At 74.2% G+C, this 18,885-nt stretch carries 15 protein-coding genes and 1 tRNA gene; 8 read left to right on the top strand and 8 right to left on the bottom strand.

The genetic code is table 11. The features are described from left to right. Positions 1-2: 2 nt before the first annotated feature. The 4 genes from AAEM63_RS17470 to AAEM63_RS17455 all read right to left on the bottom strand — a co-directional run bounded on the left by AAEM63_RS17470 (position 3) and on the right by AAEM63_RS17455 (position 5,313). On the bottom strand, positions 3-1,964 hold the full coding sequence (locus tag AAEM63_RS17470; RefSeq protein WP_341359484.1) for a polysaccharide deacetylase family protein: 1,962 nt from the start codon (positions 1,962-1,964) through the stop codon (positions 3-5). Between the two features lie 126 nt (positions 1,965-2,090). Further along, entirely contained in the window at positions 2,091-4,526 is a 2,436-nt protein-coding gene (locus tag AAEM63_RS17465) for a glycoside hydrolase N-terminal domain-containing protein (RefSeq protein ID WP_341359483.1), read from the bottom strand. A 150-nt stretch (positions 4,527-4,676) separates the two neighbouring features. Next, positions 4,677-5,162, bottom strand: a complete 486-nt coding sequence (locus AAEM63_RS17460) for a DUF664 domain-containing protein (RefSeq protein ID WP_341359482.1) — start codon at positions 5,160-5,162, stop codon at positions 4,677-4,679. An 80-nt stretch (positions 5,163-5,242) separates the two neighbouring features. Beyond that, positions 5,243-5,313 (bottom strand) — tRNA-Gly (locus AAEM63_RS17455). Positions 5,314-5,437: 124 nt separating this feature from the next. On the opposite strand from AAEM63_RS17455, the gene dcd reads away from it, so the two are divergent. Both dcd and AAEM63_RS17445 read left to right on the top strand, forming a co-directional pair. Continuing rightward, a complete protein-coding gene (dcd, locus tag AAEM63_RS17450; protein ID WP_123915310.1) occupies positions 5,438-6,016 on the top strand; it encodes a dCTP deaminase in 579 nt (192 codons plus the stop codon). A 4-nt stretch (positions 6,017-6,020) separates the two neighbouring features. After that, positions 6,021-6,926 carry a hypothetical protein gene (locus tag AAEM63_RS17445; protein WP_341359481.1) on the top strand — a complete coding sequence of 302 codons (906 nt, stop codon included), beginning with the start codon at positions 6,021-6,023 and terminating at the stop codon, positions 6,924-6,926. A 173-nt stretch (positions 6,927-7,099) separates the two neighbouring features. On the opposite strand, the gene AAEM63_RS17440 is transcribed toward AAEM63_RS17445, so the two are convergent. The 4 genes from AAEM63_RS17440 to AAEM63_RS17425 form a co-directional block, all read right to left on the bottom strand. After that, positions 7,100-7,771 (bottom strand): DUF3618 domain-containing protein, encoded by a 672-nt coding sequence (locus tag AAEM63_RS17440; RefSeq protein WP_341359480.1) that lies wholly within the window; start codon positions 7,769-7,771, stop codon positions 7,100-7,102. Further along, the gene (locus AAEM63_RS17435; RefSeq protein WP_341359479.1) at positions 7,771-8,214 is read right to left on the bottom strand and encodes a phage holin family protein; all 444 of its coding nucleotides are present in this window, start codon (positions 8,212-8,214) and stop codon (positions 7,771-7,773) included. Before AAEM63_RS17435 ends, AAEM63_RS17440 begins: the two co-directional genes overlap by 1 nt. Beyond that, a complete protein-coding gene (locus AAEM63_RS17430) occupies positions 8,211-9,116 on the bottom strand; it encodes a hypothetical protein (RefSeq protein WP_341359478.1) in 906 nt (301 codons plus the stop codon). Before AAEM63_RS17430 ends, AAEM63_RS17435 begins: the two co-directional genes overlap by 4 nt. A gap of 413 nt (positions 9,117-9,529) precedes the next feature. Continuing rightward, complete coding sequence (locus tag AAEM63_RS17425; protein ID WP_341359477.1) at positions 9,530-11,821, bottom strand: (Fe-S)-binding protein; 2,292 nt, start codon at positions 11,819-11,821, stop codon at positions 9,530-9,532. Positions 11,822-12,068: 247 nt separating this feature from the next. On the opposite strand from AAEM63_RS17425, the gene AAEM63_RS17420 reads away from it, so the two are divergent. From AAEM63_RS17420 to mnhG, 6 genes are read left to right on the top strand one after another with little or no spacing between them, the layout of a single operon-like run. Then, a complete protein-coding gene (locus tag AAEM63_RS17420) occupies positions 12,069-15,101 on the top strand; it encodes a Na+/H+ antiporter subunit A (RefSeq protein WP_341359476.1) in 3,033 nt (1,010 codons plus the stop codon). Next, the gene (locus AAEM63_RS17415) at positions 15,098-15,622 is read left to right on the top strand and encodes a Na(+)/H(+) antiporter subunit C (protein ID WP_341359475.1); all 525 of its coding nucleotides are present in this window, start codon (positions 15,098-15,100) and stop codon (positions 15,620-15,622) included. Before AAEM63_RS17420 ends, AAEM63_RS17415 begins: the two co-directional genes overlap by 4 nt. After that, entirely contained in the window at positions 15,619-17,235 is a 1,617-nt protein-coding gene (locus AAEM63_RS17410) for a Na+/H+ antiporter subunit D (protein WP_341359474.1), read from the top strand. The genes AAEM63_RS17415 and AAEM63_RS17410 overlap by 4 nt, the downstream gene beginning before the upstream one ends. After that, a complete protein-coding gene (locus tag AAEM63_RS17405) occupies positions 17,232-17,900 on the top strand; it encodes a Na+/H+ antiporter subunit E (protein WP_341359473.1) in 669 nt (222 codons plus the stop codon). Before AAEM63_RS17410 ends, AAEM63_RS17405 begins: the two co-directional genes overlap by 4 nt. Continuing rightward, entirely contained in the window at positions 17,897-18,403 is a 507-nt protein-coding gene (locus AAEM63_RS17400) for a monovalent cation/H+ antiporter complex subunit F (RefSeq protein ID WP_341359472.1), read from the top strand. The genes AAEM63_RS17405 and AAEM63_RS17400 overlap by 4 nt, the downstream gene beginning before the upstream one ends. Beyond that, positions 18,400-18,846, top strand: a complete 447-nt coding sequence (mnhG, locus tag AAEM63_RS17395) for a monovalent cation/H(+) antiporter subunit G (protein WP_341359471.1) — start codon at positions 18,400-18,402, stop codon at positions 18,844-18,846. Before AAEM63_RS17400 ends, mnhG begins: the two co-directional genes overlap by 4 nt. Positions 18,847-18,885 lie beyond the last annotated feature (39 nt).

Below are 18,885 nucleotides of genomic sequence, written 5' to 3'. Positions count from 1 at the left end.
CCTCACGGCTGCCGGGAGTACACCACCCCGGGGGCCGGGCTGCCGATGAGTTCGGAGACGGTGACGAGGGTGTACCCGCGGCTGCGCAGGTCGGAGATGATCCCGGGGACGGCGTCGACGGTGGTCGCGTGGATGTCGTGCATGAGCACGATGGCCCCCGGCGTGGCGTTCGCCGCGACGACCGAGCGCAGCCGCGCCGAGTCGAGGTACCGCCAGTCGAGGGTGTCGATGCTCCAGAGGATGACCGCCATGCCGAGCTGGCCGGAGATCGAGTCGGTCGTGGCGTTGCGCGCTCCGTAGGGCGGTCGCATCAGGGTCGGGCGCCGGCCCGTGACGGACGTGATCTTCGTCGACGTCGTCGACAGCTGGGAGCTGATCGCCGAGGCCGTGAGCGTGGTGAGGTCCGGGTGGCTCCACGAGTGGTTCGCGACCTCCATCCCGGTCGAGGCCATCCGGCGCACCACGGTGGCGTAGCTGTCGATCCGGCTGCCGACCAGGAAGAAGGTGGCCCGGACGCCGGCGCCGGTGAGGATGTCGAGGAGCCGGTTGGTGGAGGCGCCCGGGCCGTCGTCGAAGGTCAGTGCGATGCACCGCAGCACGTCGCAGTCGGGCGCGAGGCGGACCACCCGGCAGCCCAGCGACCGGCTCTCGCCGGGGCCGGTGTCGACCGCGTAGACGCACACGGTGTGGGTGCCCGTCGCGACCGGCATGGACAGCGTCCAGCCGTGGTTCGGCCCGGCCCACGGGTAGACCCGGGCGACGTCCGGGCGGGGGTCGTCGGCCCAGGTCGCGGTGTTCGCGGCGTAGTCGACGTACATCTGGACGATGATCGGGCCGGTCGTGTCGGCGTCGATCGCCCAGCCCGAGAGCGTGACCCGGTCGGCGCCGACGACGACGGAGTCGATCTGGCCGAAGGGGTCATGACCGGGGACCGTGACCTTCCGGCAGCCCAGGGACCGGCTCTCGCCGGGGCCGGTGTCGACGGCGAACACGCACACCGTGTGGGTGCCCGGCGCCACGGCCATCGTCATGGTCCAGCCGTGGTTCGGCCCGGCCCAGGGGTAGACGCGGGCGACGTCGGGGCGGGGGTCGTCGGCCCAGGTCGCGGTGTTAGCGGCGTAGTCGACGTACATCTGGACGATGATCGGGCCGGTGGTGTCGGCGTCGATGGCCCACCCGGTGGCGCTGACCTGCTCGGGGCCGACGCGGACCGCGTCGATCGTGCCGAAGGGGTCGTGGCCGGGGACGCTCACCTGCCGGCACCCCAGGGAGGTGCTCGTGCCGGGGCCGGTGTTGACCGCGTAGACGCAGATGGTGTGGCTGCCGGCAGGCGTCGCCATGGTGAGCGTGTAGCCGTGGTTCGGGCCCGCGGTGGGATAGACGACGGCGACGTCGGGGCGGGGGTCGTCGGCCCAGGTCGCGGTGTTCGCGGCGTAGTCGACGTACATCTGGACGATGATCGGGCCGGTGGTGTCGGCGTCGATCGCCCAGCCGGTGGCGCTGACCCGCTCGGCGCCGACGGTGACGGAGTCGATCTGCCCGAACGGGTCCGGCGAGTCGGGAAGGTCGGCCAGTGCCGCGACCGGCTCCTCCGGGGTGGCCGTGACGGTGGGCTCGGGCTCCGGCTCGGGCTCCGGCGCGGGCTCTGGCGAAGGGGTGGGCTCGACGGGTGCGGCCGGGTCCACGGGCGGAGCGGTGGGGTCCGCGGGCGGCGGTGCCGTGGTCGGGTTCTCGGCCGGGGTGGTCGGCTCGGCCGGCGGTGGCGCCGTAGTCGGGTCCTCCGTGGGCGGTGCGGTGCTGGGGTCTTCGGTGGGAGTGGTCGGGTCCTCGACCTCCTCCACCACGCCGACGGCGGGTGCCGTCAGCTCAGCCGGGCCGCCCGGCAGGGCCAGCGCCGGGCCGAGGGCCAGCGCGAGCGTCGCCGTCGCCAGGGCCCTGCGTAGGCCTGCGGGGGAGCGGCCCATGACACACCTCTGAAGGGGGTGGCCGGCACGCCCTCAGGTGGCCGTACCGCGCACCCGATCTCTCACCTCCACGGTAGGGCGTCGGTGGTCGGGGTGGAAGAGACGTTCGATCCCCACATCGGGGGACTACCGGGACGCGAACGTGAGTGAGTAGACGGCGCCCGGCTGCGCGGGGAAGGTCAGCCGGGAGCATCCGGGGGCCGCCGGGACCACGGCGGTGGTCGGCACGACGGCGCCCTCGGAGACGACCACCGCCGGCCCACGGCGCTCGGGCACCTCCAGGACCAGGGGCCCGTCGCCCGCGGTAACGGTCGCCGCGTCGAGCCGGCCGCCGCTCCACCGCACGTCGACCTGGTGCCCGCCCCGGGCCCGCACGCCGGTGAGCCGGCCGGTGGGCCAGCGGTCGGGCAGGGCCGGGAGCAGGCTGACGGCGCCGTCGTGGCTCTGCACGAGGAGCTCGACCATCCCGGCGACGACGCCGAGGTTGCCGTCGATCTGGAAGACCTGCCCATCGGGCCAGTCCTCGTGCGGGTGGAGGTCGAGGCCGGAGGCCGAGGTGAGCGTCCGGAGGAGGACGTCGATCGAGTGCTCCGCGAGCGCGGTGTCGCGCAGGCGCGCGGCCAGGCAGAGGATCCACGCCTGGCTCCATCCTGTGTACCCGCTGCCGTTCGCCAGGCGGAGCGCCAGGGCCCTCCGGACGGCCTCGAGCAGGGCCGGCTCCCGGGTGGCGGTGATCCGGCTGCCCGGGAACGCCCCGTACAGCTGCGAGACGTGCCGGTGGCCGGGCTCGGCCGGGCGCCGTTCGTCGGCCCACTCGAGCAGGTCCCCGGCGCGCCCTACCTGGACCTCGCGCAGTCGCGGGAGGGCCGACCGCGCCTCGGCGGCGAGCGCGGCCTCGCCGGGGTCGTCCTCGGCCAGGGCGAGGTAGGACGTGAGCACCTCGCGGACGAGCTCCTGGTCCATCGCCGCGCCGGCACCCACGGCCACCTGGGCGCCACCGTCGAGGACGAACCGGTGCTCTGGTGAGGTGGAGGGGCTGACCACCAGGGCGCCCCTCCCGTCGTCGACGAGCATGTCGAGCGCGAACGCGGCACCGGCTCGCAGCACGGCCACGGCACCGACGGTCCTCGCGGTGCGCTCGGCGCCCGAGCCGGCGAAGTCCACGTGCTCGACGAGGTGGCGGGCGAGCCACCACAGCGCGGACGGCCACGCCGCCCACTGGGGTTCGCCGTCGACGGGCTCGGTGAACCGCCAGAGGTCGGTGTTGTGGTGGACCGCGGCGCCGCGGGCGCCGTAGTAGCGGCGGGCCGTGCCCGTCCCGGCGACGGCGAGGTCCCGGACGAGGTCGAGCAACGGCGTGTGCAGCTCCGCGAGGTCGAGCAGCTCCGCGGGCCAGTAGGCCATCTCGAGGTTGATGTTGGTCGTGTAGTTCCCGCTCCACGCGGGCCGGGCGTCGGCGTTCCAGATGCCCTGGAGGTTCGCGGCCTGGGTGCCCGGCCGGGAGCTGGACACGAGGAGATGGCGCCCGAGGTCGAAGGCGCGCTCGTGCGCGGCTGCGTCGTCGCCCGACGCGGAGAGGTCGAGGTCGACGCGGTCGACGAGACGACGGCGGTCCGCGACGTGCTCGGCGAGGAGGTCCTCGGTGCGCCGCGCGAGGGCTCCCCCGACACGGTCCCGGGCGGCCTGGGCGAGGCTCTCCACGTCTGCTCCGGGCCTGCGGTCCCACCCGCGGAAGCCGGTGGCTCCGGCGACCACGAGGCGCAGACCGCCCGGCACGGTCTCGGTGACCGCGACGACCGCGAAGCCCATCCCGGCGGCGACCGACCCGTCGGCGTCGGGCTGGTCGTCGGCGTAGGTGACGGGCTCGTCGTGATCGACGTAGTCGGGCAGGCACGTGACGGGCGCACGCCCGGTGACCACCGTCCAGGCCCGGCCGGCCTCGTCCGTCGTGGTGGTCGTCCGCACGGGGTGCGGCGTGTCCAGGACGACCGCGACGGCTGCCTCGGACCCCGCGGTGCCCGCGACGGCCCCGGCCCCGGTGACCGGACCGGTCGCCCGCGAGACGAGCACCCCCGCCGGCGCGGAGACGAACGTCTCGACCGTGACGCCGTCGTGCATGGTGCGGGCGACGCCGTCGCGCAGGTCGAGCTCGCGGGCGTAGGCCGACCCGTCTGCGCCGGTGGCGTAGGTCCACCGGAGGCGGCCGACCGGCTGGTACGCCTGCGTCCACCGGCCCGACTGGTTCCGGCGGGCGAGCTCTTCCGCGCGGGCCAGGTCGCCGCCCGCGACAGCGGCCCGGATCTCGGTGAGCAGGGCGGCGCCCGGCGCCTCGACGTCCGCCGGTGGCCCGTCGCCGTCGCCGTCGCGCGTCCGGGCGCCGGCGTCCTCCGGTCCGACCCCGTGCTCGCCCGGCCCCCCGGACCAGAGGGTGTCGAGGTTGAGGTTCATCTCCTCGGTGCCCGGCAGGCCCCGCAGGGCGGCACCCAGGCGTCCGTCGCCGAGCAGGAAGCTGTCGATGAAGGAGGGTGCGGGGGTGTCCAGGCGGATGACGTGTCGGGTCATGGGCGGGCTCCGTCGGCCGAGGGCGGTGGGTGGGCGGCCGTCGAGCGAGGTCGGGCACGCCGGGAGAAACCCTCCCACAGCCCTGGCTCCGCGGGCCTTGCCGGCCACGAGACCCCGGTCTGGAGCCACCGGGACGGTGAAGACTCCCGCCTACCCGACCACGAGGTGCTGGCGACCGTCGATCTGCTCCCGGACGATGTCGAGGTGGCCTGCGTGGGTAGCCGTCTCCAGCAGGAGCCTGAGCACGCAGCCGCGTGCGTCGGCGAGGGGCGGGAACGGGAAGACGTCCTCCGGAGGCCACCAGAGCGGGGAGGCGTCGAGGTCCACCGCGCCGAGCACGCCGTCGCTGCGGCGCCGCCAGCGCCGGTACTGCTCCGCCGCTGCCGCGCCGGTGGTGACCCGAGCCTTCCAGCCGTCCTGGACCAGGCCGATGCACTCCGGGTCACCGCCGACGATCGCGCCGGCCCAGAAGATCTCGACGTCGTACGTGAGGTGGTTGAGCAGCTGAGCGATCGACCACCCGGACGGCGCGACCGGCCGCGTCAGGTCGTGCTCGCCGAGCCCTTCGACGGCAGCCAGCACATGACCACGTTCAGCGTCGAGGTGGGCGAGCAGGCCGGTACGTTCGCTACTCATCACGGCACCGTAGCCCCCGTGCGGCGCGCCGGGGAGCTGTGCGGTGGCCCCTGGACAGAGACGACCTGGCCGGCGTTCGGAGCGGGTGACGGGAATCGAACCCGCGCTATCAGCTTGGGAAGCTGAAGTTCTGCCACTGAACTACACCCGCGTGCGCCTGAGCGCGCCGCCACTATACCCAACCTCGGGCGTCCGGGACGAACCGGCTCCCGGGCCGCGGTGTGTCCCGCGCCCGGCCGGCCGGCCGGGCGCTGCCGGGTGGCACAATCGCACGCGTGCTGCTCTCCGACCGTGACATCCGGACCCAGCTCGACGCCGGACGGGTGACGCTCGAGCCCTACGACGTCGAGATGATCCAGCCGGCCAGCATCGACGTGCGTCTGGACAAGTACTTCCGCCTCTTCGACAACCACCGGTACCCGGTCATCGACCCGGCGCAGGACCAGCCGGACCTCACCCGCCTCGTCGACGTCGGCCCGGACGACCCGCTCGTGCTCCACCCCGGCGAGTTCGTCCTCGGCGCCACCTACGAGCGGGTGACCCTGCCGGACGACATCGCGGCCCGCCTCGAGGGCAAGTCCTCCCTCGGACGCCTGGGCCTGCTCACCCACTCCACGGCCGGGTTCATCGACCCCGGCTTCACCGGGCACGTGACGCTGGAGCTGTCGAACACGGCGACCATGCCGATCATGCTCTGGCCGGGGATGAAGATCGGCCAGCTCTGCTTCTTCCAGCTCTCCTCGGCCGCAGAGCGCCCGTACGGCTCCGGCGCCACCGGGTCGCGGTACCAGGGCCAGCGGGGTCCGACGGCCTCACGCTCGCACGTGAACTTCCACCGCACACCGGTGCGCTGAGCCGATGGCCGACGAAGCGGCCCGTCCCGTCCTCGACCGCGGCCTCGCCGACCCCCACCACCTCCTCGTGCTGCCCGCGGAGGTGACCGCCGACGACCTCGAGGCGCTCGCCGTCTCCCGCGACGAGGACGCCGGCTGGGCGGGGCCGTCGCAGCTGCGCGTCCAGGCCGGCGTCCAGCTCACCGGTCCCTGGGGCCTGGACCGCGCCCTCCGCGGCGGCTTCGACCTGCCCGCCTGGGCCGAGCAGGCCTACCTCCTGCTCTGCCCGGTCCAGCGCGGCGGACCGCTGCCGCCCGAGCTGCGGGGGATCGACCCGGTGCTCGACGCGTTCCCGGAGGGTGTCCCGCACGGGGTCGAGTCCGAGGCGCTGGGTCACCTGCGCGCCTTCGCCCGGCGTCTCGGAGGGGCGGTGCGGCTGGCGGGCTCGGGCGCGGTGGTCGTGCCCGACGCCGACGCCGCGGTCGACCTCACCGTGCTGGCACCGGTCTGGCTCGATCACGACGTGTGCCTGCAGGTCCTCACGCAGACCTTGCCGGAGGTCCACTCCCTCCTCGACGACATCCCCGACGAGCTCGCACGTCTGCAGGTGCTCGAGGGGTACGCGATCGTCGCGCACCTCGGCGAGGGGGACCTCGTCGAGGTGGCGGTGGGCGGCCTCCAGCAGGCGCCGGTGGTCCTGCGCGGGACGCCCTGGGCGCACGACGGCGTCGTCGCCTACGAGGTCCGGTGGCGTCCGCACCACCCCGAGCAGGCGTTCGCGGCCCGGCCATCGCTGGCCCAGCGGCGAGCGAGGGCCCGGGCCGGGGCCCTCATCGAGCGCACCGTCCTGGCGTTGCACGCCCTCACCGGCGGCGAGATCAGCGACGACGACGGCTTCCTCGTCGAACCAGGGGACCTCGGCCGGGACTGACCTGGCGGCTGCAGCGCTCAGCGAGGACCTCGCGGGTCGAGTCAGTGCGCTCGTCGCCACGGGCTCGACCCGGGACCTGCTGACTGGGCGAGCGCCGGACGGGTGATGACCCCCGGCACGCCGAAGGGGCCCCGGCCGACGGCCGGGACCCCTTCGTGGTCAGATCGTGCGGGTCAGTACCCGCGGACGGTGCCCGCGGAGTCCTGCGCGTGACCGGTGACGGCATCCTTCTGGTGGGCTGCCTCACCCTTGACCTCCTGTGCGCCCTCGGTCGCGGTGGCCTTGACGTCCTGGGCCCCCTCGGTCGCGGTCGCCTTCACCTGCTGGGCGCCCTCGGTGGCCGTGCCCTTGACCTGCTCGGCCGCCTCCTTGGCGGGCTCACGGAGGTTCTCGCCCATCTCCTTGGCCAGGCCCTTCGCCCCCTCGGTGACGCCCTGGACCGCGTCGCTCTCCTTGGCCTGCGTGGCGAGCTCGCGCTCCTTGCGGGTCGAGGGGATGAGCGAGGAGGCCAGCAGCCCCACGCCGAAGGCGATGACACCGGCGGCGAGGGGGTTGCCCTCCGCCTTCGCCTTGACCTGCCCGGGGGCAGCCTTGGCGGAGCCGGCGACGTGGTGGGCGCTGTCGGACAGGCCGCTCGCCCGGTCGCCGACGGAGGTGGAGGCGTCGTCGGCGGCGCCGAAGACCTTCTCCTTGACGCCGGTCACGGCGTCCTTGACCTTCTCGCCCTGGCGGTGCGCGATCTGGCCGGGGCTCATCTTGTCGCCGAGCGCGTCGACGTTCTGCGAGAGGTCGGCGCGGGTCCGCTCGATATCGGCGCGGATCTGGTCGGGGTCGTTGCTGGTCATCATCGCTCCTGTCCCTTGAGGGCGGTCGGGATCTTCTTCACCGTGTCGGTCGTCTGGGGGAGTCCCTCGACCTGCTTGACGTTCTTCTTGCCCTGGAGGGCGAGGACCGCGGCGACGATCCCCCAGAGGACGGCGACGATCAGGCCGGACCAGCCCAGGGCGGGCTCGGCGCCGCCGTCACCGATCAGTGCCCCCAGGCCCCACCAGAGGGCCAGGGAGAGGAACAGCAGGACGAAGTGCCCGGCGACTCCGGCGCCGCCGAACAGGCCGGCGCCCTTCCCGGCCTTCTTGGCCGACTCCGCGGCCTCTGCCTTGGCGAGCGCCATCTCCTGGCGGATGAGCGTGGACAGGTCCTCGCTCACCCGGCCGATGATCTCGCCCACGGAGGCGTTCGCCGGGTCGCTCGCGGGGACGGCGGACGTGGGTCCGGGGACGGTGCTCATCGGACGTCACTCCCCAGCGGGTCGCCCGAGCCGTAGCTCGGCGTCCCGTAGGTGGAGGTGGTGGACCCCGACGTCGGGGTGCCGTGCGCGGGGAACTCCGTGGTCGTCCCCGCGGTGGTGGCCGGGACGGTCGTGGTCTCGGAGGTGTACGGGTCGGTGGTGACCCGGGCCCCGGTGAGCGGGTCGATCTCCGTGGTGCGCGGGGTCACGACGTGACGGGCGCCGGTGTCGGGCTCGTTCCCGGCGTCCTTGAGGCCGCGTGCGAAGCGGCCGGCGACCAGGCCGAGGCCCGCCGCGATCGCGACGAAGGTCCCCGGGTGGCGACGGGCGTACGACTGGACGTCCGCGAGGACCTCCTCGGGCTCGCGGTCCTCGAACCAGCGTCCCGCCTTCTCGAGGTAGTCCCCGGCCTGGCGGGCGAGGTCGGCGGCGAGCCCGCTCTGGGCGTTGCCGTCGGCGAGGGCGGTGAGCTCACCGGAGAAGGAGCGCAGCCCGCTCGCCAGCCGCGTCTGCTGCCCGGAAGCCTGCTGGCTGAGCTCTCCGCGGCTCTGGTCCCAGAGCTGGCGGGCCTGGTCCTTGGCGACGGCGACCGTCTGCTGCGCGGTCTCCTTGGCCTGGCCGGCCGTCTCCTGGGCTGTGGCCCTGGCCTGGTCCGCGGTCTCGCGGGTCTTCTCGGCGGCGACGTCCTTCACCTGGCCGGCGCTCTGACCGGCGTGGTGCGCGACGTCGGCCGCCTCCTGCTTGGCGGCGTCCTTCCGGCCCGGCTCGTCAGCGTCGTAGGTGGTCTCGCCGTAGGTGGTCGTGGCCGCGGGGACCGCCGGCGCCGGCGGGTACGCCGGGGGCATCCCGGTGCTGCCGAGGGGGTCGCGCGGTTCCGTGGGGCGGCCGTACTGGTCCGTCATGGTCAGTCCCTTCAACGGTCGTCGTCTTCGGTTTCAGCGACGTTGCTTCCCATGCTTGGACGGTTCCTCCGATCGCGCACGCTGAAACGTCTGTGAAGCGACAGCGCGCAAGGACGTAGATCGTCGCGTGTGAAGCCAGGAACGGCAGCATTGCAACGAAATCCCGCGCCTGGATGCGTGGTGGAACGGGGTTGAACTCCGTGGACGTCTAGCGGAGGTGAGTAAAGAGAAGACCAAGTGAACAAGGGTGAAACGGTTGTGGCGCGATATGTGATGTGTCAGCGAGGTCGCGCTCGCGATGCGGCTGCGCGGGTGGTTGGGCTGTGGGTGGCTCGGCTGTGCCCGTGGGCTCGGCTGTGCCCGTAGGCCGGCTGTCCCCGTGGCTCGGCCGGAGCTCGGCTCGGTGCGGCCCGTCAGTCGGCGGGGGCGGGGTCGCCCCTGCGGACCGCCGCGAGCAGCAGCTGGGCGACGTCGAGGACCTCGACGTCGTCGCCGTTGGCGGCGGCACCGTCGGAGAGCATCGTCGTGCAGAAGGGGCAGGCGGTCGCCACCGCCGTGGCGCCGGTCGCCGCCGCCTCACCCGCGCGCGCGGAGGAGATGCGCGTGCCGACCGTCTCCTCCATCCACACCCGTCCGCCGCCGCCACCGCAGCACATGGCCGTCTCGCCCGAGCGCGGCATCTCGGTCAGCGACAGGCCGGGGACCGCGCCGAGGAGCTCGCGTGGCGGCGCGTAGACCTGGTTGTGCCGGCCGAGGTAGCAGGGGTCGTGGTAGGTCACCGTCCGGCTCGCCTCACCCGCGGCCGGTGGGACCGGGGTCAGCCGGCCCTCGCGCACGAGCCGGTCGAGGAGCTGGGTGTGGTGGACCACCTCGTAGCGGCCGCCGAGCTGCGGGTACTCCCGGGCCAGGGTGTTGAAGCAGTGCGCGCAGGTCACCACGATGCGCCTGGCGCCGGCCTCCTCCAGGGTCTCGACGTTCTGCGCGGCGAGCATCTGGAACAGCAGCTCGTTGCCCGAGCGCCGGGCGGGGTCGCCGGTGCAGGTCTCGCCGTCGCCCAGCACGGCGAAGCTGACCCCCGCCGTGTGCAGGAGCTCGGCGACCGCCCGGGTGGTGCGGCGAGCCCGGTCCTCGAAGGCGCCCGCGCACCCGACCCAGAAGAGGTAGTCCACCTCGGCGGCGCTCTCGACGTCGGCGCCGACGACCGGGACGTCGAACGGTAGGCCCTTGGCCCACTCGAGACGCTTGCGCGGCGCGAGCCCCCACGGGTTGCCCTTCGACTCGAGCTTGCGGAACATGCCGCCGAGCTCGGCCGGGAAGGCGGATGCCATGAGGACCTCGTGACGCCGCAGGTCGAGGATGTGGTCGACGTGCTCGATGTCCACGGGGCACTGGTGCACGCAGGCCCCGCAGGTGGTGCACGCCCACAGCACGTCCGGGTCGATGACGTCCGGGACGAGGTCGGACGGGACGGGGGAGACGCCACCCGGACCGGTCGCGCCCGCCTCGGTGAGGGCGCCGAGGACGTCACCGGAGTGCGGCCGGAAGCCGTCGCGGCCGGCGAGCGCCGCCGCACCGATCTCCTCGGGGGAGGCCGCGGTCGGTGCGGCGTCCGGCGTGGCAGGACGTGCCGTGGCCGCGGCGCGGAGGAACGGGGCGGCGGCGGTCGCGTGGTCGCGCAGGGCGAGGGTGAACAGCTTCGGGGACAGCGGCTTGCCGGTGTTCCAGGCCGGGCACTGGTCCTGGCAGCGGCCGCACTCGGTGCAGGTGGAGAAGTCGAGCAGGCCCTTCCAGGTGAACTCCTCGACGTGCCCCACACCGAGCGTGACGTCCTCCGGCAGGTCGTCCAGGGCGGTGACGTCGAGCGGCGCGCCGCCCACGAGCAGGGGCTGCGCCGGTCCCAGGGCGGGACCGCCGTCGGGCTCGCGCCGGGCGTAGACGTTGACGACGGCGAGGAACCGGTGCCACGCCACCCCCATGGACGGTTGCAGCCCGATGACCACCATCCAGCTCATGGAGACGACGATCTTCACCGCCGAGACGACGGTGATGGCGTCGGCCAGAGCCGCCTGGCCCGCCCCGACCAGCGGCTCCCCCAGCCACGCGGTGAGGGGGAAGTGCAGGGGGGTCGCGAGGTGGGCAAGTCCCGGCTCGCCGGCGTAGTAGGCGTACTCGAGCACCCGCAGGGCCAGGACGCACACGATGACGACGGCGATGACCGCCTCGACGAAGTAGGCCTGCCACCGCGTCGAGCCGAAGAACCTCGAGCGCCGGCGCTCGGGCAGGGGCTCTCCCGCGCGCGGGCGGCGGCGCAGGCGTACGCCCACCAGCAGCAGGATCCCGGCCAGACCGAGCCACGCGAAGGCCTCGACCAGCCACTCCCACGGCGGGAGGTGGCCCAGCAGCGGCAGGGCGAACGCGGGGTCCACCACCTGGCCGTAGCCGGTGACGAGGGTGAGGAACAGCAGCGGGAAGGACACCATCACCAGCCAGTGCGCCGCCCGGACGGCGGGGCGCTGGCGGAAGTGGCCGTGCCCGAGCACCTCGCGCACGAGGGTCCGCGCCCGCCGCCCGGCGGGGGACAGCCGCCCGGGAGCGGGCCGTCCGACCCGGACCTGACGCACGATCACCGCGGCGCCGCGGGCGAAGACCGCCACACCGGCCACCGTGGCGAGCACCACGACCACGAGGGAGATCGTCTGCAGCAACGAGGGGTCCTTCCGGTGGGCTGGGGCCACGGTACCGCCGGGTGCAGCCGCGTCCGCGCGACCGCCCGCGGCGCGGCCGCCCGGACGGACCGTGACGGGTCCGCGCGGACCGTGACGGGGGCGCTCCGCTCGGCTCCGGGGTTGTTCAAGGATTGATAAACTCGCCCCGAACCCTCCCCTCTGCCCCGAACGGTGCGACGGCCGACACGGGTTCGCCCTTGACCGCACACGACTCCGGGGAGTGGCCATGCTGCAGCTGCTGGCGATCCACCTGGTCGCCGCGCTGCTCGCGCCCCCGCTCGTGGCCTGGCTGGGCCGGCGGGCGTTCCTCGTCCTCGCCGCGGCGCCCGCGTCGGCGGCCGTGTGGGCGGCGGCCGTGTCCGGGCGGGTGCTGGCGGGCGACCACCCCGAGCAGGTGGTCGCGTGGGTGCCGAGCCTGCAGCTCGAGCTGGCGTTCCGGCTGGACACCCTGTCGTGGCTGATGACGCTCGTCGTCGGGGGCGTCGGGGCGCTCGTCCTGGTCTACTCGGCCGCCTACTTCTCCCGGTCCGCGCACGCGCTGGGCCGCTTCGCCGCCGTGTTCGTCGCGTTCGCCGGGTCGATGCTCGGCCTGGTCACCACCGACGACACCCTCATGCTGTACGTGTTCTGGGAGCTGACCACGGTCACCTCCTTCCTCCTCATCGGGCACTACCACGACCGGCAGTCCTCCCGGCGGGCGGCGCTGCAGGCGATCATGGTCACCACCTTCGGCGGCCTGGCCATGCTCGCCGGCCTCATCATCCTCGGCGAGAGCCGCGGCGGCTCCTACCGGCTCGGCGACCTCGTCGCGACGGCCGCCGCGGGCGAGCTGGGGGTCGGCGCGCACCCGGCGCTGGTGCCGACCGCCGTCGGGCTCCTCCTGCTCGGCGCGGCGACGAAGTCGGCGCTGGTGCCCTTCCACTTCTGGCTACCGGCGGCGATGGCCGCCCCGACGCCGGTCAGCGCGTACCTCCACGCCGCCGCCATGGTCAAGGCCGGCATCTACCTCGTCGCCCGGTTCGCCCCGGGGGTGGCAGACCTGGCCATCTGGCGCTGGACGATCGTGGTGGTGGGGCTCGCGACCCTGGTCGTCGGCGGGTACCGGGCGCTGCGCCAGTACGACCTCAAGCTGGTCCTCGCCTTCGGTACCGTCTCCCAGCTCGGCCTCGTCGTCGTCCTCGTGGGCCACGGCGACGCCGCCGTCGCCCTGGCGGGGCTCGCGATGCTGCTCGCGCACGCCCTGTTCAAGTCCGCCCTGTTCCTCGTCGTCGGCGTGGTCGACTGGGCGCTGGGGACCCGCGACCTGCGCAAGATCTCGGGCCTGTGGCGCCGCACGCCCGTCCTGGCGGCCGCCGGTGCGCTCGCCGCCGCCTCCATGGCGGGCCTGCCCCCGACGGCCGGCTACGTGGCCAAGGAGGCCGCGCTCGAGGGGCTGGTCCACCGCGGCGCACCGGTCGACTGGGTCGTGCTCGTCGGCGTCGCCGCCGGGTCGGCCCTGACCGTGGCGTACTCGCTGCGCCTGTGGTGGGGCGCCTTCGCCGACAAGCCCGGTGTCGAGGCGGCGGAGCCGCAGAAGACCTCTCGGCTCATCATGGCGGCGCCGGTGCTGCTCGCGGCCGCCGGCGTCGTCGTGGGCCTGGTGCCCGGGCTCGTCGAGCGCCACCTCGCCCCGCACGCCGGCACCTACCCCGGCGAGGAGGGCCACCTCACGCTGTGGGGCGGCCTGGGCGTACCGCTGGCCACCACCGTGGCGATCCTCGCCACCGGCGCGGCGCTGTTCCTCGCGCGCGAGCCCGTCGAGCGGTTCCAGCGCTCCTTCCGCGACCTCGAGGGCGCCGAGGGCGCCTACCGCCGGATCCTGCGCACCCTGGACAACCTCGCGGCCGACGTCACCGCCTGGACCCAGCGCGGCTCCCTGCCGGCGTACCTCTCGATCATCCTCCTCACCACGGTCGTGCTCGCGGGCGGTGCCGCGACCCTCGGTGGTGACACCTGGCCGGCGGCGTTCCGGGCGTGGGACAACCCGTTGCAGGCCGTGGTCGCGGTCGTCGTCGCCGTCGCGTCGGTCCTGGCCGCCCGCGCCCGCCGCCGTCTCAAGGCCGTCGTCCTGCTCGGCGTGGCCGGGTACGGCATCGCCCTGCTCTACGAGCTCCACGGCGCCCCTGACCTCGCGCTGACCCAGGTGCTCGTCGAGACGGTCACCCTCGTCGTCTTCGTCCTGGTGCTGCGGCGCCTGCCGGCCTACTTCTCCAACCGGCCCCTCGCGGCGTCGCGGTGGTGGCGTGCCGGGATCGGCGCGCTCGCCGGCGTCACCGTGGCGGGCCTGGGCGTCCTGGCCGCCGGCGCCCGCGTCCACGAGCCCGTCTCGGTGGACTTCCCGGCGGAGGCGTTCGAGTTCGGCTACGGCAAGAACATCGTCAACGTCACCCTCGTCGACATCCGCGCCTGGGACACCATGGGTGAGATCTCCGTGGTGGTCGTGGCCGCGACCGGCGTCGCGTCCCTGATCTTCCTCCGCGCCCGCAGCGGCCGGATCGACCGCGCCCGGAACGCCGGGGGGCGGCGCCCCGACGGCCCGGCGGTGTGGGGCGGCGGGCGGCCCGACCAGGCCGCCGAGCTGCGCCGCCCGCGCCCCGGCGGCGCGGAGGTCCGTGCGCCGGGACGCGGTCGGACGTGGCTCGCGGGGGACGCCACCCTCGCCCCCCAGCGCCGGTCCGTCATCTTCGAGATCGGGACCCGGCTGGTCTTCCACACCCTCCTGGTGTTCTCCCTCTTCCTGCTCTTCTCCGGTCACAACGCCCCCGGCGGCGGGTTCGCCGGCGGCCTGGTCGCGGGCGTCGCGCTCATCGTGCGCTACCTCGCCGGCGGGCGGTACGAGCTCGGCGAGGCCGCCCCGGTCCATCCCGGTCTCCTCCTCGGCGGGGGGCTGTTCCTCTCCGCCGGCGCCGGCGCCGTGCCCCTGCTCTTCGGCGGCACCGTCCTGGAGACGACGATCGTCGACGTCGTCCTGCCGGTCTTCGGCCCCGTGCACCTGGCCACCGCCCTCTTCTTCGACACCGGCGTCTACCTCGTGGTCGTCGGGCTCGTCCTGGACGTCCTGCGCTCGCTCGGCGCCGAGGTCGACCGGCAGGGGGAGATCGAGGGCAACCAGGCGCCCGACGTCGCCTTCGACGACCCCGCCCAGCTCGCCGACGACGCGCTGCCCGCCCGCGACGACCGCGCCGAGGTGCCCGAGGCGCTGCCGGGAGGACGGCGATGATCGACCTGACCCCCTCCGCCGCCCTCGTGCTGCTCGTCGCCGTCCTCGTCGGGACCGGCGTCTACCTCATCCTCGAGCGCTCGCTCTCCCGGGTCATCATCGGCGTGGCCCTGATCTCCAACGGGATCAACGTCCTCATGCTCATCGCCGGCGGCCGCGCGGGCGGCCCGCCGCTCATCGGGGAGACCGCCCCGGAGGACATGTCCGACCCGCTGCCCCAGGCGATGGTCCTCACGGCGATCGTCATCACCCTGGGGATGACGGCCTTCCTCCTCGCCATGGCCTACCGCTCCTGGCAGCTCAACGGCCACGACGAGGTCCAGGACGACCTCGAGGACCGCCGCATCGCGCGTCGCGCCGCCCGCGACGAGGTCTCCGCCCGCGCGACCGACGACGCCGGCTCCACCCTCGCCGAGGACGCCGCGGTCACGCGCGACGAGACCGCCGTCCTCGGCGGCGAGCACGCCCCGAGCGGGCACCACGCCCCGGCCCTCGCCGCGGACGACGAGGAGGCGCGATGAGCTGGCTCGTCGCCCTGCCGGTGGTCCTGCCCCTCATCGGGGCCGGCTTCGCGCTGGCCCTGGCCCGTCACCCCAAGGTCCAGGTCGTCGTCTCCGTCTCCACCCTCACCGTCGTCCTGGGCGTCGCCGTCGCGCTGCTCGTGGAGGTCAACGACGGTCCCGTGGTGCTCGACGTCGGGAGCTGGGCGGCCCCGGTGGGCATCGCGCTGGTGGGCGACCGGCTGGCCGCCCTGCTCCTGGTGGTCTCGGTCGCGGTCACCCTCGGGGTGCTCCTGTACTCCCTCGCGCAGGGCATCGCCGACGGTGACGAGGGCGCCCCGGTGGCGATCTACCACCCGACCTTCCTGGTCCTGTCGGCCGGGGTCTCCAACGCCTTCCTTGCCGGCGACCTGTTCAACCTCTACGTCGGCTTCGAGATCCTCCTCGCGTCGAGCTTCGTGCTCATCACCCTCTCGGGCACGCGTGAGCGGATCCGCGCCGGGACGATCTACGTCGTCGTCTCGCTGGTGAGCTCGATGGTCTTCCTCACCGCGATCGCGCTCGTCTACGCCGCGGTGGGCACCGTCAACCTCGCCCAGCTGGCCATCCGTCTGCCCGAGATCGAGCCCGGGACCCAGACGGTCCTGCAGCTCATGCTCCTCGTCGCGTTCGGGATCAAGGCCGCGATCTTCCCGCTCTCCGCCTGGTTGCCGGACTCCTACCCCACGGCCCCGGCGCCGGTCACCGCGGTGTTCGCCGGCCTGCTCACCAAGGTCGGCGTCTACGCGGTCATCCGCACCCAGGTGCTCCTCTTCCCCGGCGGCCACGTGGACGACCTGCTCAAGTGGGCGGCGCTGGCCACGATGATCGTGGGCATCCTCGGCGCCGTGGCGCAGGAGGACATCAAGCGTCTGCTCTCCTTCACCCTCGTCTCCCACATCGGGTTCATGATCTGGGGGATCGCGACCAGCAGCGAGGCGGGCCTGTCGGCGGCGATCTTCTACGTCACCCACCACATCACCGTCCAGACCTCGCTCTTTCTCATCGCCGGGCTCATCGAGCGTCGCGGCGGCACCACATCCCTGGTGCGCCTGGGCTCCCTGGCGAAGGTCGCCCCGCTCCTGGCGGTGCTGTACTTCGTCCCCGCGATGAACCTCGCCGGGATCCCCCCGATGACGGGGTTCCTCGGCAAGGCCGGCCTCGTCCAGGCCGCCGCGGCCGAGGGCGGCAGCATGTCCTACGCGCTCATCGCCGGCGGTCTGGTCACCTCGCTCCTCACCCTCTACGCGATCACCAAGGCGTGGAACATGGCGTTCTGGCAGGAGGCCCCCGAGCCGCTGCCCGAGACCACCACGCCGCGCGGGATGGTCCTCCCGGCGGCCGGCATGGTCGTCTTCTCCCTCGTCCTGGCCGTCATGGCCGGCCCGTTGTACGGCTACACCGACCGCGCCGCGGCCGACCTGCGGGCGCGCACCCCGTACATCACCGCCGTCCTCCCGGACTTCGAGCGCGGCACGGGCGAGTCCTCGGACGTGGCCCAGGAGGGTGAGCGGCGCGAGGACGCCGAGGAGGAGACCGAGGACACCGACCCCGCGCCGCTGCCGACCGCGACGGACGGGGGTGACGGCTCGTGAGCTCCGACGCGCCTGCCCCCGGCGCCCCGAACGCCGACGCCCCGGCCCCTGACGCGCCTGCCCCCGTCGGGCCGGCCCGGCGAACCCTCCCGCGCCGGCCGCGCCTGCGCCCGCGGACGTCGTGGGGTGCGCTGGCGTGGCTGACGGGCGTGTGGGTGCTCCTGTGGGGCGACCTCACGGTCGCCAACGCCGTCGCAGGTCTCATCGTCGCGCTGGTGGTCACGTGGCTGGCCCCGCTGCCGCGGGCACCGTTCGACGGGCGGTTCCGCCCCGGCGGGGTGCTGCGGCTCGTCGTCCGGTTCGCGGCCGACGTCGTCGTGGCGTCGGTGCAGATCGCGTGGATGGTGCTGCGCCGCCACCACCCCACGGGTGCGGTCATCCGGGTGCAGCTGCGCTCGCACTCCGACACCTACCTCGCGGCCACGGCCGGCATGGTCTCCCTCGTGCCCGGCTCGATCGTCGTCGAGGCCCACCGGCTCACCGGGACGCTGTACATCCACGTCTTCGACGTCGACCTCGCCGGCGGCCTCGAGAGCGCCCACCGCTCCGTGCTCGAGCAGGAGGAGCGGCTGCTGCGCGCCTTCGCCTCGCGTGACCAGCTCGCCGACGCCGGGTACGCGCCCGGGCCGTCCGCGCGCGCCGGACGACTGGGGGCGCCGCGATGATCGCCGTCTACCTCTTCTGCTCGGTGGCGCTCGGCCTCGCCGGGCTCCTCGCCCTGCTGCGGATCGAGCGGGGACCGAGCATGCTCGACCGCGCGGTCGGCCTCGACGTCGTCACGGCCGCCACGCTCGGCTCCGTCGCCCTGGTCACGGCCGTGACCGACCGCACCGACCTCGTCCCCGTGCTGCTCGTCCTGGCGGTGGTCGGCTTCGTCGGCGCGGTGACGCTGGCCCGCTTCGTCGCCGTCGACCGCGCCGAGGAGGCCCGCATCCTCACCCGCGAGGAGCTGCGGGCGGTCCTCGCCCAGCAGCAGGCCTCCGACGACGACGAGGCGCCGCCCGTGCACGACCCCGACGCCCCCGCGTCCTCCGCCTCCGCGCCGACCACGCCCGACCGGGACGACATGACCGACGACGGCACCGTCACGGCGACCGGGGCCGGTGAGGGCACCGAGCCGCTGCCGGCCGAGGAGACGCCCGTCGGCGACGTGGGGAGGGACCGATGACCTGGGAGGGTGTCGCCGACGTCGCGGGGGCGGTGCTGCTCGTCCTGGGCAGCACCCTCACCCTCGTGGCGGCCTACGCCGTGTTCTTCCTCCAGGACCTGCTCTCCCGCATGCACGCCGCCACGAAGCCGCAGGTGCTCGGGCTGGTGCTCATGCTCGGCGGGGTCGCCCTGTCCGTGCGGGAGCCGGTCCTGGTGTGGACGCTCGTGCTCGTCGTCGCCTTCCAGCTCATCACCGCCCCCATCTCGGCCCACATGGTCGGCCGGGCCGGGTACCGCACCGGCAAGGTCGACGGGGCCGGGCTCGTGGTCGACGAGCTCACCGAGGACCTGCGTGCCTCCCGCCGCCGGACCGAGGGTGCGCGCGAGGCCGAGGCGGACGAGCGGGCCCGCGGCGCCGCCGGCGACGGTGCCGGCCAGGACGCCCCCGGGACCGACGGGTAGCCGGCCCGCTTCGGTCGGCGGCGAGGGCCGGCGTCGGGC

Source organism: Georgenia sp. M64, assembly GCF_038049925.1.
Lineage (GTDB): Bacteria > Actinomycetota > Actinomycetes > Actinomycetales > Actinomycetaceae > Georgenia.
This window is presented reverse-complemented; position numbering and strand designations above follow the sequence as displayed.

What these genes read in the sequence shown, in the direction of transcription:
- AAEM63_RS17470 (WP_341359484.1), bottom strand. Translation starts at nt 1,964, where the DNA reads ATGGGCCGCTCCCCCGCAGGCCTACGCAGGGCCCTGGCGACGGCGACG.
- AAEM63_RS17465 (WP_341359483.1), bottom strand. Translation starts at nt 4,526, where the DNA reads ATGACCCGACACGTCATCCGCCTGGACACCCCCGCACCCTCCTTCATC.
- AAEM63_RS17460 (WP_341359482.1), bottom strand. Translation starts at nt 5,162, where the DNA reads ATGAGTAGCGAACGTACCGGCCTGCTCGCCCACCTCGACGCTGAACGT.
- AAEM63_RS17445 (WP_341359481.1), top strand. Translation starts at nt 6,021, where the DNA reads ATGGCCGACGAAGCGGCCCGTCCCGTCCTCGACCGCGGCCTCGCCGAC.
- AAEM63_RS17440 (WP_341359480.1), bottom strand. Translation starts at nt 7,771, where the DNA reads ATGACCAGCAACGACCCCGACCAGATCCGCGCCGATATCGAGCGGACC.
- AAEM63_RS17435 (WP_341359479.1), bottom strand. Translation starts at nt 8,214, where the DNA reads ATGAGCACCGTCCCCGGACCCACGTCCGCCGTCCCCGCGAGCGACCCG.
- AAEM63_RS17430 (WP_341359478.1), bottom strand. Translation starts at nt 9,116, where the DNA reads ATGACGGACCAGTACGGCCGCCCCACGGAACCGCGCGACCCCCTCGGC.
- AAEM63_RS17420 (WP_341359476.1), top strand. Translation starts at nt 12,069, where the DNA reads ATGCTGCAGCTGCTGGCGATCCACCTGGTCGCCGCGCTGCTCGCGCCC.
- AAEM63_RS17415 (WP_341359475.1), top strand. Translation starts at nt 15,098, where the DNA reads ATGATCGACCTGACCCCCTCCGCCGCCCTCGTGCTGCTCGTCGCCGTC.
- AAEM63_RS17410 (WP_341359474.1), top strand. Translation starts at nt 15,619, where the DNA reads ATGAGCTGGCTCGTCGCCCTGCCGGTGGTCCTGCCCCTCATCGGGGCC.
- AAEM63_RS17400 (WP_341359472.1), top strand. Translation starts at nt 17,897, where the DNA reads ATGATCGCCGTCTACCTCTTCTGCTCGGTGGCGCTCGGCCTCGCCGGG.
- mnhG (WP_341359471.1), top strand. Translation starts at nt 18,400, where the DNA reads ATGACCTGGGAGGGTGTCGCCGACGTCGCGGGGGCGGTGCTGCTCGTC.